Here is a 15972-nt window from a genome sequence, read left to right as displayed (position 1 = left end):
GAACTCCAAGGCGTCCAGGAACTGACCAACTTCTTCGAACGCCGGCCCTCGGCCTACCAGGTCGCGGTGGAGGGCACCGTCGACCTGGACGAGGATTTCTGACCGGCGGTTACTTCAGCTTCACGGCGTCCCCGGCCGATACGACCCGCGCGGTCGTCGTCGTGCCGGGGAAGTACCAGCGCCAGCTGCCCGCCGAGGTGACGGTGACCTTGGTGCTGAGCTTTCCGGCGTCGCCCGTGCGCACGGTCTTCACCGTGCTGTAGTGGGCGGCGCCGACCGCTTTGAACTGGAGCTTCACGTCCTGGCCGGTGAACCCGTGGTACTTCAGGTCCTCCCAGTTCGCACGGGACAGCTTGCCGGTGACGGTCAGCTTGGCGCCCTTGGCCACGGGCTCGGGCGAGGCGTCCGTGGTCAGTTGCGAGGCCCGCTTGACCTTGTACTCGGCGATCCGGTCGGAGATCCAGTAGTCGCCGTCGTTCGCCTTGACGGTGGCGTTGACCTGCCAGACGCCGGCCAGCTTGTTGCTGTCCATGTCGTCACTGTCGCGGATCCAGGCCGGGGCGACCGTCATCGTGACCGTGCACACCGACGTGGTGTGCGACTTCTTCACGCACGAGGTCCCGGTCCAGTCGAAGAAGCCAAGGCCGTAGGCCGTGTTGAAGGTGCTGGCATGGGTCACCCCCTTCACGCCCGAGTCGTCCTTGATCGTGAGGGCGATGGGGAACGTGACCTTCTTCGTCGTCCCGACGATCACGTTCCCGCCCTTGTTGACGACGGTCTTCACGACGCGGATGTCTCCCCTGCCCTCCGCGTGGGCGCCCGTCGCGGTCAGCAGCGTCAGGGCCGCGGCCCCGCCCGCCAGGGCCCAGGCCTTACCGGCCGTTCTGCCTCGCATGTTCCCTCCCCTTTGTGGTGTGAGAGGAGAGGCTACACAGCGGGCGGACAAGGCTCGCACACGGTTTCTGTCAGGCGGGGCGGGCCGCGCCGTGGCGCCTCCTGCGGGGCTCGGGCTCTTCCGCCGGCTCGGTGGGCCTGGGCGTCCCCCGCCGCTCGGCCGCCCTGAGCTGGCGGTCGATGCGCCGGTCGCGCACGATGCCGAGCACGGACGGGAGGACCAGGAGGACCAGGATCCCGAGGGTGGCGAGCATTCCGATGAGTCCTTCGATCTGGTTTCCGTTCATGGACACCACTGTCGCGCCGGATACTCCTTACCGGGAGTGGCAGGACTGCCGTAGAGCCTCGAATTACTGCCACTGTCGAGGCACACTGGCAGCATGCTGAAGAACGTGGCCGCCGTGCTGCTGGACGGGGTGCATCCCTTCGAGCTGGGTGTCGTGTGCGAGGTGTTCGGCATCGACCGCAGCGACGACGGGCTGCCCGGGTACGACTTCGCCGTGGTGTCGGCGGAGGGGCCTGACCTGAGCACCCACTGCGGGTTCACCGTGTCCACGCCGTACGGCCTGGAGCGGCTGGAAGAGGCCGATCTGATCGCCGTACCGGCCGGTGAGACCTATGCGGAGCGCGAGTATCCGCAGGAGCTGCTGGCGGCGCTGCGGCGGGCCGTGGACCGGGGTGCCCGGGTGCTCAGCGTCTGCTCCGGGGTGTTCGTGCTGGCCGCGGCGGGGCTGCTGGACGAGCGGCGGTGCGCGGTGCACTGGCACCACGCCGAGCAGCTGTCCCGGCGCTATCCGCGGCTCACGGTCGAGCCGGACGTGCTGTACGTGGACGAGGACCCCGTGATCACCTCCGCCGGCACCGCCGCCGGGATCGACGCCTGTCTGCATCTCGTGCGCAAGGAGCAGGGGCCGGAGGTGGCCAACAAGATCGCCCGTCGGATGGTGGTGCCGCCGCACCGGGACGGCGGGCAGGCGCAGTTCATCGAGCGGCCCTTGCCGAAGGCGCCCTGCGACACGGTCGGGGAGGTGCTCGCCTGGATGGAGGCCCACCTCGACCAGGAGGTGACCGTCGAGCAGCTCGCCGCCCGTGCCCACATGGCGCCGCGCACCTTCGCCCGGCGCTTCCAGCAGGAGACCGGGACCACGCCGTACCGGTGGATCCTTCGCCAACGGGTGCTGCTGGCGCAGGAGCTGCTGGAGGGCACGGACGAGACGATGGACGCCATCGCCTGGCGCACCGGGTTCGGTACGGCCGCCGCGCTGCGCCACCAGTTCGTCCGGGCGCTGGGGACGACTCCGAACGCCTACCGGCGCGCGTTCCGGGGCCCGGAGGCCGCCTGAGCGCGCGCCGGTACCAGCGGGTCTACCAGGGCATCGCCCGCAGCAGCAGGTTCTGCGGGCGGAGCGTGATGCCCACGCGGGTGGTGTCGTCGGACCCGCTGACCTGCTCGAAGCGGTACTTCGCGGAGATCGCCGCGGTGATCAGGCTCAGCTGGGTCATGGAGAAGTGGTCGCTGGGGCACTTGCGGTTGCCCACGCTGAACGGGCTCATCGCGTATTTCGGCACCTCCTTGGCCCGCTCGGGCAGCCAGCGGTCGGGGTCGAAGTCGAGGTGGCGGGCGTAGGAGCGGGCGTCGCGCTGGATGGCGTAGGGGCTGTAGACGATGTCCGCCCCGGCCGGAATGCGATAGCCGCCGAGCGCGGTGTCGGTCATCGCGCGCCGCGTCAATATCCATACGGCGGGCCGGAGTCGCATGGCCTCGACGACGACATTGTTGGTGTGGGTGAGTGAGCGGACGTGCTCGAATCCGACCGGTCGACCACCGGTCACGGATTCGACCTCGGTCCGTACCTTCTCGGCGTGCTCCGGGTGTTCGGCGAGGACCTGCAGCAGCCACATGATCGTGGACGCGACTGTTTCGCTGCCGGGGGTGAGTATGGCGACGACCTGGTCGTGGATCTCCTGTTCCCCGATGGGGTCCCCATTGTCGTCCTTCGCCTCCAGCAATACCGTCAGCAAATCGTCCGGCTTTTGACCAGATGCCCTCCGCTCGGCGACGATCTCGTCCACCAGCAGATGCAAATCGGCCAGCGCCCGGTTGAATTCGCGGTTGGCCGGGAACGGCAGCCGGTAGAGCGGGCCGAGCGGGATCACCATCCGGCGGTACATACCACGGAAGACGGTGGCGAGGTCGATGCTGAGCCGTTCCGCGCGCTCGTCCATGTAGTCGCCGCGCAGCAGGCAGCGGGCCGCGATGCGGACGGCGACGCGGAAGGACTCGGAGGTGCAGTCGATGGTGCCGCCGGGTTTCCAGCGGTCGGTCAGCGCGTGCGCCTCCTCCTCCATGATCGGACCGTAGTCGGGTATCGCGTCGAGCCGGAACGCGGGCTGTATGGTGCGCCGCTGCCGGCGGTGCCGGGGGCCGTTCGCGGTGGCCACGCCCTCCTTGCCGAGCAGGCCTTCGAGGGACTCCCACAGCGGGCCGTCGATCTTGAAGTCGGGGTTGAGGGCCAGTGCTCCGGTGAGCGCCGGGGTGGTGACGGCGTACACCGTCTTGGGGCCGAGCTTCAGGCGGACGACGTCTCCGTGGTCACGCAGCCCGGACATGAAGGCGAGCGGGTCGCGGACCAGCTTGAGGCCGTGCCCGAGGACCGGTACGGCGCCTCCGGCCAGGGGCGGTTCACGCAGGTCGAGCGTCTCGGAGGTCTCGGGGTTCTCGGGCGTCCCGGGGTTCGCGGGCTGTACCGACTCGACGGTCATTTCTCACCTGCCGCTTCGTTCGTGACGTACGGGGGCGTGGAGCGGTCGTCCCAGCTGTCGACCATGTACCGGCCGGACTCGTGGTGGAACCAGTAGACGGAGCTGAACCAGTTGCGCATATGACCGACACAGGCCTGGACGGCGGTGCTCAACTCTTTTCCGCGGACCGTTCCGTCGTCGATCTCGCGGGCGAATCTCAGGGCGTCCTGCTCGGCTTCGAGGAATTCACTGATGCATTCCTCGATGCGCCGCCGGACGTCGTCCACCGCTTCTTCTAGGGTCAGCCCCTTATGGGTGACGAGGCTGATTCCGAGATTGTGCACCTCGTCGCCCGCTATTTCCTTCGGCAGCGAGCAGAGGTCGTTGTACCAGGCGGCGAATTCCTGACTGAGGAGGGCCGCCCGGCGGTACGCCGAATTCTTCCGTACGCTGTCCGGGAGTTCGCATCCGGCACTGGGTTCGAGGAGGTCCGTCCATATCCAGTGCGCGAAGGTGAGCCGGCGCAGGGCGAGGTACTCCTCGACGCCGGGTATGTATCCCTCGGTGCGGTTGCGGAATTCACGGTCGTAGGCCTCGATGACCGCGTGGAAGTGCCGGGCGAACCGCTGGTTCCAGGTGGGCGACAGGAAGCCGTACAGTCGCAGCACGCTGTCCGCGAAGCCCGCCACCAGTGGGTCCGGATGGTGCAGATGGTGCCTGGGTGCGTCCAGAGCCGCGTGCAGCCGGTGCCGCAGCCGCCGCCAGTCGCCCGCCCGGCCGTGCACGATGTCGCGGTCGTGGCGGTCGTCCCAGACGAAGAACCAGGCGCTGTAGTCGGCTATGGCCTGGAGGACCTCGTCGGAGGCACCGGTGTAGTAGCCCGCCATGAGGTCGGTGTAGCACAGGCCATCGGCATATTCCCGGACCTTGGCCGGCGGCATGAGCCGCTTTTCCAGGAGCCAGAGCCGGGTCTTCTCCTGGAGTCGTGGCCAATACGGATGCAGTTGCCGGGGAAAGGCGGACTCGATCACCGGGAGTGCCAGTGAGGGTGGGACTACGACCGCCGTCTGCGTCGCTGTGGTGCTGTGTGGGAAAGCTTGCACGAACAAACCCCTCTCAGCCGCCAGGAGCGCACGCCCTCCCGTTGTGCCGGGCGTGCGCCGTTGCGTATCCCGCACTTCCATTCAGCACCACAACTGACCGCCGTGGGAACGGATTTGCTCTATTCACCACCCCAAGGTGCCCCGAATCCCCCCTTGCGTGACTGATTAAGGATCACTAGCAGCGCGGAAGGGACCGGTTGTACGACGCACGAACGAGCGAAGTACGGCAACAGGAAGGCGCCCCGGCCAGGAAGGATCCCGGCCGGGGCGCCCAAGTGCGCGTCGCTGGTCAGTCGTTGGCGACCACGGGGTAGCGTGGCTCGTTCTCCGCCATCTGCCGCAGCGCGTCCTTGCGGTCCCGCTTCGACAGCCGGTCGATGTACAGGTAGCCGTAGAGGTGGTCGGTCTCGTGCTGCAGACAGCGTGCGAAGTAGCCGGTGCCGCGGACCTTGATCGGGTTGCCCTGTTCGTCCTGGCCGGTCACCTCGGCGTAGTCGGGACGGGCGAGCGACGCGTACGCCGTGGGCACGGACAGGCAGCCCTCGTTGCTGTCGTCCAGCCGGCGCTTCTCGGCGGGCAGGTCGACCAGCTTCGGGTTGCACACCACGCCGACGTGCCGGACGCCCTCGTCGTCCTGGCAGTCGTAGACGAAGACCTTCAGGTCGACACCGATCTGGTTGGCGGCCAGGCCCACGCCCTCGGCGGTGCGCTGGCTGGCGAACATGTCGGCGACGAGCTGCTGCAGCTCCTCGCCGAACTCGGTGACGTCCTTGCACTCCTTGTGCAGCACCGGGTTGCCGACGACCGTGATCGGCCGGGAGGTGCCGCGCTCGCGCCAGGCCCTCTCGCGCTCCTCGCAGTCCTCCGTGTCGACGACGTAGCCCTCGTCGTCGACGGGGAGCACGCCCGCGTGCTGCTGATCGGTGTCCTGCTGCGCCATGACCGACGTACGCCTTCCTCAAAGAACAGGGAGAGTGTTGCTGATACAGGGTACGGGGGCGCGCCCCCGGGGGGCGCGGGACTGTGCCATATGCGGCTCCGCCGCGTGGGCCCGACCAGCCACGACGAACCCGCAGCCGGACGCCGTCCTCAGCAGACCTCTTCGAGATCCCGCCAGTCCCGCGAGTCGGGGCTGTCCGCGACCCACCCGTCCAGCAACCCCCGGACCAGCGAAGCCGGCGCGGCCACCCCGCACTCCCGCTCCGGCACCCACAGCTGCCCGTCCGTGCGATGTCCGAGCGGCCCGGGATGACCCGGCTCACTGTGGTCGTGCGGGTCCAGGTGCACCCCGTCGCCCTCGTCGGACGGCATGCGGGACTCGCTGCACATCCGGCACAGCAGCCGTACCGACGACGACCAGTCCTCCGCCGCGAACCCCGCGTCCGCGGCCAGTTGCTCCAGCGCGTCCCGGTCGGCCTCGGTGGCCGCCTCCAGCAGGACCACCCAGGTGGGGACGGGCGACGGCGCCCACAGCTCGATCTCGTCGAAGACCGGGTAGGAGTGCCCGCTGGACGTGGTGCGCTCGCCGTGCGGGACGCCGTCGTGCAGGACGACCTCGCCCCAGCGCCGCCCGGAGGAGGGCAGCGGGATCGACAGCACCTCGATCCGCGCGGGGTCCAGCCGGCGGCCCCAGACCACCTCGGCCTCCCCCTCCGGCGAGAGCCGTACGGCCGCGCTGCCCAGCTCCATGCCGACGGGTTCCGCGGAGGCCGCGGCACCCCCGGGCACCTTGAGCCCGTACGCCTGCCAGGCGCGGCGGGCCAGCGGCCAGTCCTGCAGGGCGGTCGCGGCGATGCCGACGTTCCACCAGTCGGGCGCCCCGGTCTCCCGGTCGAGGAGGGCGACCGCGCGCAGTCCGGCCGCGCGCGCCTGCTCCCAGTCGTGCCGGAACTTGTGCAGCAGGGCGAGGTTGAACCAGGACTCCGACATCCAGGGTTCCAGATCGGCGGCGCGTGTCAGCAGCTCGCCCGCGTCCTCGTACCGGCCGTCGCCGATGAGTGTGAACGCGCGGTCGGTGGCCTGCCGCCAGGAGGCGGAGGGCCGGTGCCGTCCCTTGCCGAAGATCCTCACGATTCCCGCCTGCCAGTTCCATTTCCCGCTGTGGGCTGGCTTGTGCCCCCGGACACCCTCTCCCTCGCATCCAACCACGTGCCGTGGGAAAGGCGCTCATTACCCATGGGTTACCCAGCCGGGCGCGGGGTCAGACAGTCCCGTTCGTCGCACGGGTACGCGTTCCCGCACGCCGGGAGGCCTGGCCAGCACCCGGGCGAGCGACTCCACGACCTCGGGAGCGTAGTCCTCGGCGGTGCCGAGCCGCAGCTCCTCCAGTGCGCGCAGCGGGCCTTCGGGTCCGGCGTCCCGGGTCTTCTCCTCGTAGGCGTTCACGGCCCGGACGATCCGGGCGGCGAGCGGCTGTTCCCGGTAGGGGTCGGCCTGCCGTTCCACGACGGCGGCGACGGCCGCGTCCACGCCGGTCTGCCGGACGACGGCCCCGCCGAGCAGGGCGATGCGCCGCTGCTCCGTGGCGGGCAGGCCGGCGGTGGCGCCCGCCGGGACCGGGTCGACGAGGCTCAGCTGGCCGATGTCGTGCATCAGGGCCGCGTACTCCAGGACGGTCAGTTCGGGCCCGGTCAGGCCGAGGTCCCGGCCGACGGCGAGGCTGAGCGCGGCGACGCGGTGGGCGTGCCCGGCGGGGGTGCAGCCGGCGATCTCGGTGGCGCGGGCGAGGGAGGCGATGGCCTGCCGGTAGGTGGCGCGGACGGCCGCGTACCGGCGCAGGGAGAGCTGGACGAGCAGCATCGGCAGGCAGAACACGGGCAGCGCCCACAGGCCCACGACGGCGACCGCGAGTGCCATCACCGCGCCGGTCGCGCAGACGGCGGAGCCGATGCCGAGCAGTCCGCGCAGTTCCTCGCGCAGCAGCGGGCCGAACGGCCAGCGGGTGCGGCAGTGGGCGAGCGCGGCGGTCAGGACCGCGCCGCACAGGGAGGTGAGGGCGAGCAGGGTGAGCAGCAGGAGGGCGTAGGCGGGACCGCCCCAATGAGCGAAGACGCCCTGGTTGTAGAGGGGTTGGAAGCAGACGGCGGCGAAGCCGACGGTGAGGGTCCGGCGGGTCAGGTGGTCGATGGTGGAGCTGCGGCCGGACCAGATGTGCGGGACGGCACCGAGCACGGTGGCGACGAGGACGACGGTGACGACCTGGGCGGCGCCGTGCTGGCTGGGCCGCCCGGCTTCGGCGCCCAGCAGGGCGTACGACAGGGCGCCGGCGGCACCGAGGGGCGCGGCCTGCCGCTGCCCCTGCTCGTCGCTCCAGCGGGTCAGTTCGCCGATGGCTATGAGCACGCCGAAGGCGAGCGCGACGCCCCGGTCGTGCAGGCCGGTCCCGAGGGTGACGGCGAGGGAGCCGGCCGCGACGAGGGCGGCGACGCCGTGGATCAGCCGCAGGGCGGTCACCGGGGCGCCCCGGTGCTGGGGGTCCGCTCCGCGGGCGGGGCGCCGTGTGCCGGTTCGTCGGCGGTGACCGCCGGGTGCCAGCCGGTACGGCGCAGGGCGCGGACGAGCGCGCCGACCATCCGGGGGTCGAAGTGCGCCCCGGCGCAGCGCTCCAGCTCCGCGACGGCGGCCTCGACCGGGCGGGCCCTGCTGTAGCAGCGGGTGGAGGTCATGGCGTCGAAGGCGTCCGCGACGGCGACGATCCGGGCGCATTCGGGGATCTGGCTGCCCGCCAGGCCGTACGGGTAGCCGCTGCCGTCGAGCCGTTCGTGGTGGTGGAGGATGGCCGCGCGGGCCTCGCCGAGGAAGGAGATGCCGCGGACCATCTCGTGGCCGTACTCGGGGTGCAGTTCGATGATCCGCCGCTCCTGCGGGGTGAGCGGGCCCTCCTTGCGCAGCAGCCGGGTGGGCACGCCCAGTTTGCCGACGTCGTGCAGGATGCCGGCGAAGCGCAGCACTTCGACGCGGTCGTCGTCCATGCCGAGTTCGCGGGCGATCAGCACGGAGGCGTGTCCGACGCGTTCGCTGTGGCCGCGGGTGTAGCCGTCCTTGATGTCGACGGCCTGGACGAGGGCGCGGATGGTGGCCTGGTGGGCGGCGCGTTCGCGGTGGTACTGGGCGAAGACCCAGCAGGAGACGCCCATCGGCAGCAGCACGAGGAGCGCGGCGACCGGGCCGTAGGGGCTGCGCCAGAGCACGGCCATCATGAGCCCGGCGAGTCCGTGCACCGCGACCGGGGCGAGGGAGCGCGCCAGCTGCCCGCGCCAGGCCCGCCGCAGCGGAACCAGCCCGGCCGCCGCGCGCAGGCCGCCGTCGAGCGCGGTGAGCACCAGACAGAACGCGAGGACGGCCGCGCCGGCGGGCAGCAGGGCGGAGGGGAAGTCGGAGCCGACGACGGCGTGCTCGCCGCCGAGCGCGCCGTGCGTCCGGGCGGCGGCCCACACGGCGAGTGCGGGCTGCGCGGCCCGCCACACGCGCCGGAGCAGGGCGGGCCGGTGCTCGACGGGGCAGAGCAGCGCGGCGGGCACCGGGACGAGCGCGGCGGCCGGCGCGGGCAGCAGGAACGCACCGGCGAGCAGCACGGGGTAGAAGGTGCCGCCGAAGCGGCGGCGTACGGCGTGCTCGCAGGCCGCGTAGAGCGCGGCGAGCAGGACCGGCGCCCCCCAGGGAACGTGCGTCGCCGGCAGGGGCAGCAGGCAGAGGACGGCCGACAGGGCGACGGCGGCCACGTAGCCGCGTGCCCTTGCCGGTACCGCGTCCATCACGCCCCTCCCCGACCGTGCCTCCTCCAGGCTCGGAGCCTAGGGCGGGAATCGGGGGGTGCGGGGCTTATGACCTGAGGATTAGCACGTTCGGGTGATATGCCCCGGCGTGTCAGGACTCCTGCGGTGCCGCCGGGGCCTTGGTCACGTCGTGCTCCGGCACGGTCTGCCCGGAGCGGATCAGCTCGATCCGCCCCATGACCTTGGCCCGCAGGTCGGCGGGTACGTCGTCATGCCCGCAGCACCGCTTCACCAGCTTCTTCACGGCCTGCTCCAGGCCGTACTTCTCCAGGCACGGCGAGCATTCCTCGAAGTGGTGCTGGAACTTGTCGCGGTCGACGTCCGGCATCTCGCTGTCGAGGAACTCGTACAGGTGGTCGAGGACCTCACTGCAGTCCGTCTCGTGCGGCTCTCCGCAGCTCATGAGCCCGAGCCTTTCGCTTCGTTCGACTCTCCGGCGCCGGCCGGGACCAGCCCGCGCTCACGGGCGTAGTCCTCCAGCATGCCGCGCAGCTGACGGCGGCCCCGGTGCAGCCGGGACATCACCGTACCGATGGGTGTCCCCATGATGTCCGCGATCTCCTTGTAGGCAAACCCCTCGACGTCCGCGAGATAGACGGCGATGCGGAACTCCTCGGGGATGGCCTGGAGCGCTTCCTTCACGTCCGAGTCGGGCAGGTGGTCGAGCGCCTGCGACTCGGCGGAGCGCAGACCCGTCGACATGTGCGACTCGGCGCGGGCGAGCTGCCAGTCCTCGATCTCCTCCGCGGCGGAGCGCTGGGGCTCGCGCTGCTTCTTGCGGTAGGAGTTGATGAAGGTGTTGGTGAGGATGCGGTACAGCCACGCCTTGAGGTTGGTGCCCTCGCGGAACTGGTGGAAGGACGCGTACGCCTTGGCGTACGTCTCCTGCACCAGGTCCTCGGCGTCGGCCGGGTTGCGCGTCATGCGCAGCGCGGCCGAGTACATCTGGTCGAGGAATTCGAGCGCGTCCCGCTCGAAGCGCGCGCTGCGCTCCGCGGTCGACTCATCGGACGCGTCCGCGCTGACGCCCTGGCCCTCGGGCAGCTCCGCCTGGCCGTTGTCGGTCCCTGCGTCGGTACCGGTGACCGGACCCACCTCCTCAAGATCCCGGGCGGGACCGAAACCGATCCCACTCGATTCGGAGGATAGAACACGACCCGTGCCTGCCGCCGCTCGAATAGGAGCGGTCTTGGCCGCGTGCAGCACGGACCAGTCCAGGTCAGTGCGGCTGCTGCGGGCCGGGCAGATGGTCGAACCCATGCGGCGGACTTCCTCTCCTTCGGCGTCGGTGCCGAAGCCGTCGGCACTTCCGTCCGGCTCAACAGCGGCCCGCCGCCCAGCATTCCCGGGGTCACCCGAGTGACGCGATCCACTCCCGTACCGCGCCGGTGATGATCTCCAGCGCCCGCTCCTGGGTGATCTCCGCGCGCTTGGGCACGGCGAACCCGTGATCGCCGTACGGCACCTCGATGAGCCGGAAGTCACTCTCCGGGAACTCCGCCGGCTTCCCGAAGGGGTCGTTGCCGCCCTGGACGACCAGCGTGGGCACCCCGGCCCCCAGCAGCTCGTCCGCCCGGGACTTCTCCGGCTTGCCCGGCGGGTGCAGCGGGAAACTCAGCGCGAGTACGGCGTGCGCGCCCAGCTCGGCCGCCGTGCGGCAGGCGACCCGGGCTCCGGCGCTGCGGCCTCCGGAGATCACCGGCAGGCCGGGTTCCGTGAGCGCGGGCCACACGCCCCGCCACCCGGTGTCCAGGGTCTTCGGTGCGGGAGCGACCTTCTTGCCGGCCACCCGCCAGGGCTGCTCGACGAGGGCGACGGTGACGCCGTCGGCGGGCAGCACGGCCGCGAGCGCTTGCAGATCGCGGGCCTCGATACCGCCGCCGGCGCCGTGGCTCACGGCCAGCACCAGCCGTGCCTTCTTCGCCGTGTGCCAGGTGATCCGCGCGTCCCCGGCGTCCGTACCGACCGTCTGTGCGGTCACGTCTGTCACATCCGTCACATCAGAAGAGTGTGCCCTCTTCCGGTGCCTCCAGCTCCTTGAGCAGCTCCGGGCTGTTGTTGCGGACGTTGCTGACGGCGGTGGAGACCGGGTAGGCCCGCATCAGGCCGGCCGGGGGCGGGGCGAGCAGTTCCCGCAGGTCGTCGGGGTCGGTGCGGGAGGGGTCGAGCCAGGCGTCCCAGCGGTCCGGGGTGAGCATCAGCGGCATCCGCGGGTGGATCTCGGCGAGGGAGCGCGGGCCCTCGGCGGGGGCCACGGCCAGCGGGGTCTTCTCCGCCTCGGTGGTGATCACCGAGCAGGTGACCCACCAGGCCCGCGGGTGGTCGTCGGGCAGGGTGCGGTCGCGCCAGAACTCGTACAGGCCGGCCATCGCGAACACCGAGCCGTCGGCGGGCAGCACGAAGTACGGCTGCTTGCGCGGCCGCTTCTTCCTGCCCTCCACCTCCAGGTCGCGTTCCTGCTCGCCGGTGACCCACTCGTAGTAGCCGTCGGCCGGCAGGATGCAGCGGCGGGCGGCGAAGGCGCGCCGGTAGGCGGGCTTCTCGTGCACGGTCTCGGCGCGGGCGTTGATCATGCGCGCGCCGCCCTCCGGGGTCTTCGCCCAGGACGGGACCAGGCCCCACTTCAGCGTGCGCAGCTGGCGAACCGGACGCGGGGAGTCCGCGTCTTTCAGGGGGCGGTCCAGGACGGCGTAGACCTCTTTGGTCGGCGCCACGTTGTAGTCGGGCTCCAAGGTCTCCTCGGGCTCCCACTTCTCGACCTCGAAGATTCCGGCGAGATCCTCGGGCCTACGACTCGATGCATACCGTCCGCACATACGTGCCACACTGCCAGACTCCGTACCAGGACAGGGAGTCACTGCGACCGATGGACAGCCTCGCCGCCACCGCGCTGCCCGACCTCTGGGACCGGCTCACCGGGACCCAGCCCGATCCCGATCTGTGGGTGGTGCTGGCCACGCTGGCCGCCGCGCTCGCCGTGGTCGTCCCGCATCCGGTGTGGCGGATATCCCGCAACGCGATCACCATCGCGCACGAGGGCGGCCACGGCCTGATCGCCCTGCTCACCGGCCGGCAGCTCACCGGTATCCGGCTGCACTCCGACACCAGCGGGCTCACCGTGAGCCGGGGCAAGCCCTACGGGCTGGGCATGATCCTGACGGCCGCCGCGGGCTACACGGCCCCCTCGCTGCTGGGCCTCGGCGGGGCCGCGCTGCTGGCCGCCGGGCGCATCACCCTTCTGCTGTGGGCGGCCACCGCCCTGCTGGTGGCGATGCTGGTGATGATCCGCAACGCGTACGGCGTGCTGACCGTGGTCCTCGCGGGCGGGGCGTTCCTGCTGGTGTCCTGGCTGGCGGGGCCGCAGGTGCAGGCCGCGTTCGCGTACGCGGTGGTGTGGTTCCTGCTGTCCGGCGGGGTACGGCCGCCGTTCGAGCTGCAGGCCAAACGGTCGAGGGGAGGCGCAGGCGACTCGGACGCGGACCAGCTGTCGCGGCTGACGCACGTACCGGCGGGCCTGTGGCTGTTCCTGTTCCACGCGGTGTCGCTGTGCTCGCTGATCGGCGGGGGCCGCTGGCTGCTGGAAGGTTGACACCGGGCCCTCCTTATAAAGTGGCCCCATGGCCCCGAACACCTCCTCCACCGCCCTCTGGCCCGCCCCGCACGCGAGCGGAGCCGTCGACGCGACGGTCCACGTGCCGGGGTCCAAGTCGGTCACCAACCGCGCCCTGGTCCTCGCGGCCCTGGCCTCCGAGCCCGGCTGGCTGCGCCGCCCGCTGCGGTCGCGCGACACCCTGCTGATGGCCGGTGCCCTGCGCGCCATGGGCGTGGAGATCGAGGAGGGAGTGGGCCCGGACGGCACCGGCGAGGCGTGGCGGGTGCTGCCCACGGGCCTGTCCGGCCCGGCCACGGTCGACGTCGGCAACGCGGGCACGGTGATGCGGTTCCTGCCGCCGGTGGCCGCGCTGGCCGACGGCCCGGTCCGGTTCGACGGGGACCCGCGGTCGTACGAGCGTCCCCTGAACGGCGTGATCGACGCGCTGCGGGTGCTCGGCGCCCGGATCGACGACGACGGCCGGGGCACGCTGCCGCTGACCGTGCACGGCGGCGGGGCCCTGGACGGCGGCCCGGTGTCGATCGACGCCTCCTCGTCGTCGCAGTTCGTGTCGGCGCTGCTGCTGTCGGGCCCCCGTTTCAACCAGGGGGTGGAGGTCCGCCACACCGGCGCCAGCCTGCCCTCGATGCCGCACATCCGGATGACGGTGGACATGCTGCGCGCGGTCGGCGCCCAGGTGGACACCCCGGAGTCGGGCGGCGAGCCGAACGTGTGGCGGGTGACGCCGGGCGCGCTGCTCGGCCGGGACCTGACGATCGAGCCGGATCTGTCCAACGCGCAGCCGTTCCTGGCGGCGGCCCTGGTCACCGGCGGCAAGGTGGTGATCCCGGACTGGCCGACCCGTACCACCCAGCCGGGTGACCGGCTGCGGGAGATCTTCACCGAGATGGGCGGTTCCTGCCAACTGACCGAGTACGGCCTTGAGTTCATCGGTTCGGGGGCGATCCACGGCATCGACGTGGACCTCGGCGACGTGGGCGAGCTGACCCCGGGCATCGCGGCGGTGGCCGCGCTCGCCGACTCGCCGTCCACCCTGCGGGGCGTGGCCCATCTGCGGCTGCACGAGACGGACCGGCTCGCCGCGCTCACCAAGGAGATCAACGAGCTGGGCGGTGACGTCACGGAGACGGCCGACGGCCTGCACATCCGCCCGCGCGCGCTGCACGGCGGCACCTTCCACACCTACGAGGACCACCGCATGGCGACCGCCGGTGCGATCATCGGCCTGGCCGTGCCGGGCGTGCACATCGAGAACGTGGCGACGACGGCGAAGACCCTGCCGGACTTCCCCGAGCTGTGGACCGGGATGCTCGGGCAGTAGGGACGTACGCCATGCGCCGCTACGGCAAGCACACCGACGAGGACGACATCCGCAGCCGTCCCAACCGCAAGGGCAACCGGCCGCGGACGAACATCCGGCCCAAGCACGAGGACGCGGCCGAGGGCATGGTCCTCACCGTCGACCGGGGGCGGCTGACCTGCCTGGTCGGGGACCGGGTCGTGATGGCGATGAAAGCACGTGAGCTGGGCCGCAAGGCGGCCGTGGTGGGCGACCGGGTGGCCCTGGTCGGGGACCTGTCCGGCGCGAAGGACACGCTCGCGCGGATCGTCCGCATCGAGGAGCGGACATCGGTGCTGCGCCGCACGGCCGACGACGACGATCCGTACGAGCGGGTGGTCGTCGCCAACGCCGACCAGCTCGCGATCGTGACGGCCCTGGCCGATCCCGAGCCCCGCCCCCGGCTGATCGACCGCTGCCTGGTCGCGGCCTTCGACGGCGGTCTGGAGCCGCTGCTGGTGATGACCAAGTCGGACCTCGCCCCGCCGGACAAGCTGCTGGAGCTGTACGGCGCCCTCGACATCCCGTACGTCGTCACCAGCCGCGGGGAACTGGAGCACGGGGACGCGGCGGACCGGGTCCGCGAACACCTCGACGGCAAGATCACCGCGTTCGTGGGCCACTCGGGCGTCGGCAAGACGACCCTGGTCAACGCCCTGGTGGCGAAGGACCGCCGGCGTACGACGGGACACGTCAACGCGGTGACCGGCCGGGGCCGGCACACCACCACCTCCGCCCTCGCCCTGCCGCTGGCCGGTCGTGGGGGAGGCTGGGTCGTCGACACCCCGGGGATCCGCTCCTTCGGGCTCGCGCACATCGATCCGTCCCGGGTGATCCACGCCTTCCCCGACCTCGAACCCGGCACGGCGGGCTGTCCGCGCGCGTGCAGCCACGACGAGCCGGACTGCGCGCTGGACGCGTGGGTGGAGGAGGGACACGCGGACCCGGCACGGCTGTACTCGCTGCGCCGGCTGCTGGCCACCAGGGAACGCAAGGAAGGCGACTGAGCCTCGCGTTGTTTGCCGGGGTGCGAGGCAGGTAAGTGCATAATCGCACCGAGCCGGAGATCCGGATCAACGGGAGGACCGCACATGGCGTGGCTGCTGGTCATCGTGGCCGGGATACTGGAGACCGGCTTCGCCGTGTGCCTGAAGCTCTCGCACGGGTTCACGCGCCTGTGGCCGACGATCGCCTTCGCGTCGTTCGCCCTGGGCAGCTTCGGTCTGCTCACCCTGTCCCTGAAGAAGCTGGACGTCGGCCCCGCCTACGCCGTGTGGACCGGCATCGGCGCGGCGGGCACCGCGATCTACGGCATGGTCTTCCTCGGCGACCTGGTCTCCACCCTGAAGATCGTGTCGATCAGCCTGGTCATCATCGGGGTGATCGGACTCCAGCTGTCGGGCTCGGCCCACTAGGTCCTGTCGTCAAACTCCCGTCGTCCGCCCGGAGGGCGGGCCGCGCGGCGTCAGGTGCGTGCTCTCGGCGTGCCGGGCCCCGGCCCTCGTA

General features: G+C 71.3%; 17 protein-coding genes. 5 read left to right on the top strand and 12 right to left on the bottom strand.

What is annotated here, in order from left to right; translation table 11 throughout:
- Positions 1-109 precede the first annotated feature (109 nt).
- Positions 110-895: a hypothetical protein gene (locus AB0L21_RS38635; protein WP_365710325.1), complete on the bottom strand. Its 786-nt coding sequence runs from the start codon at positions 893-895 to the stop codon at positions 110-112.
- Positions 896-965: 70 nt separating this feature from the next.
- Positions 966-1181 carry a hypothetical protein gene (locus AB0L21_RS38630; RefSeq protein WP_365710327.1) on the bottom strand — a complete coding sequence of 72 codons (216 nt, stop codon included), beginning with the start codon at positions 1179-1181 and terminating at the stop codon, positions 966-968.
- A gap of 93 nt (positions 1182-1274) precedes the next feature.
- Between AB0L21_RS38630 and AB0L21_RS38625 the strand changes: the two genes are divergently transcribed.
- Positions 1275-2237, top strand: coding sequence for a helix-turn-helix domain-containing protein (locus AB0L21_RS38625; protein ID WP_365788663.1), 963 nt, complete (start codon positions 1275-1277; stop codon positions 2235-2237).
- A gap of 22 nt (positions 2238-2259) precedes the next feature.
- Here AB0L21_RS38625 and AB0L21_RS38620 read toward each other — a convergent pair whose 3' ends face one another.
- The 10 genes from AB0L21_RS38620 to AB0L21_RS38575 all read right to left on the bottom strand — a co-directional run bounded on the left by AB0L21_RS38620 (position 2260) and on the right by AB0L21_RS38575 (position 12330).
- On the bottom strand, positions 2260-3657 hold the full coding sequence (locus AB0L21_RS38620; protein WP_365788662.1) for a cytochrome P450: 1398 nt from the start codon (positions 3655-3657) through the stop codon (positions 2260-2262).
- A complete protein-coding gene (cyc1, locus tag AB0L21_RS38615; protein ID WP_365710333.1) occupies positions 3654-4739 on the bottom strand; it encodes an epi-isozizaene synthase in 1086 nt (361 codons plus the stop codon). The genes AB0L21_RS38620 and cyc1 overlap by 4 nt, the downstream gene beginning before the upstream one ends.
- 289 nt (positions 4740-5028) lie before the next feature.
- Positions 5029-5679, bottom strand: coding sequence for a peptide deformylase (gene def / locus AB0L21_RS38610; protein ID WP_365788661.1), 651 nt, complete (start codon positions 5677-5679; stop codon positions 5029-5031).
- A 149-nt stretch (positions 5680-5828) separates the two neighbouring features.
- A complete protein-coding gene (locus AB0L21_RS38605) occupies positions 5829-6809 on the bottom strand; it encodes a hypothetical protein (protein ID WP_365710337.1) in 981 nt (326 codons plus the stop codon).
- 99 nt (positions 6810-6908) lie between these two features.
- On the bottom strand, positions 6909-8192 hold the full coding sequence (locus tag AB0L21_RS38600; RefSeq protein ID WP_365710339.1) for a metal-dependent phosphohydrolase: 1284 nt from the start codon (positions 8190-8192) through the stop codon (positions 6909-6911).
- Complete coding sequence (locus AB0L21_RS38595) at positions 8189-9493, bottom strand: HD-GYP domain-containing protein (protein WP_365788660.1); 1305 nt, start codon at positions 9491-9493, stop codon at positions 8189-8191. Before AB0L21_RS38595 ends, AB0L21_RS38600 begins: the two co-directional genes overlap by 4 nt.
- A 112-nt stretch (positions 9494-9605) precedes the next feature.
- Positions 9606-9917, bottom strand: a complete 312-nt coding sequence (rsrA, locus tag AB0L21_RS38590) for a mycothiol system anti-sigma-R factor (RefSeq protein WP_059252525.1) — start codon at positions 9915-9917, stop codon at positions 9606-9608.
- The gene (gene sigR / locus AB0L21_RS38585; RefSeq protein ID WP_365710389.1) at positions 9914-10609 is read right to left on the bottom strand and encodes an RNA polymerase sigma factor SigR; all 696 of its coding nucleotides are present in this window, start codon (positions 10607-10609) and stop codon (positions 9914-9916) included. Before sigR ends, rsrA begins: the two co-directional genes overlap by 4 nt.
- 256 nt (positions 10610-10865) lie before the next feature.
- Entirely contained in the window at positions 10866-11513 is a 648-nt protein-coding gene (locus tag AB0L21_RS38580; RefSeq protein ID WP_365788659.1) for an alpha/beta family hydrolase, read from the bottom strand.
- Position 11514: 1 nt separating this feature from the next.
- Positions 11515-12330 carry an SOS response-associated peptidase gene (locus AB0L21_RS38575; RefSeq protein ID WP_365710345.1) on the bottom strand — a complete coding sequence of 272 codons (816 nt, stop codon included), beginning with the start codon at positions 12328-12330 and terminating at the stop codon, positions 11515-11517.
- Positions 12331-12380: 50 nt separating this feature from the next.
- On the opposite strand from AB0L21_RS38575, the gene AB0L21_RS38570 reads away from it, so the two are divergent.
- From AB0L21_RS38570 to AB0L21_RS38555, 4 genes are all read left to right on the top strand, one after another.
- Positions 12381-13103: a M50 family metallopeptidase gene (locus AB0L21_RS38570; RefSeq protein ID WP_365710347.1), complete on the top strand. Its 723-nt coding sequence runs from the start codon at positions 12381-12383 to the stop codon at positions 13101-13103.
- A 28-nt stretch (positions 13104-13131) separates the two neighbouring features.
- A complete protein-coding gene (aroA, locus tag AB0L21_RS38565) occupies positions 13132-14448 on the top strand; it encodes a 3-phosphoshikimate 1-carboxyvinyltransferase (protein ID WP_365788658.1) in 1317 nt (438 codons plus the stop codon).
- Positions 14449-14459: 11 nt separating this feature from the next.
- Positions 14460-15473, top strand: coding sequence for a ribosome small subunit-dependent GTPase A (gene rsgA / locus AB0L21_RS38560; RefSeq protein ID WP_365710351.1), 1014 nt, complete (start codon positions 14460-14462; stop codon positions 15471-15473).
- 84 nt (positions 15474-15557) lie between these two features.
- Positions 15558-15881, top strand: coding sequence for a multidrug efflux SMR transporter (locus AB0L21_RS38555; protein WP_030657145.1), 324 nt, complete (start codon positions 15558-15560; stop codon positions 15879-15881).
- The last annotated feature ends 91 nt before the right edge of the window (positions 15882-15972 follow it).

The organism is Streptomyces sp. NPDC052721, assembly GCF_040678315.1.
Classification (GTDB): Bacteria; Actinomycetota; Actinomycetes; order Streptomycetales; family Streptomycetaceae; genus Streptomyces.
This window is presented reverse-complemented; position numbering and strand designations above follow the sequence as displayed.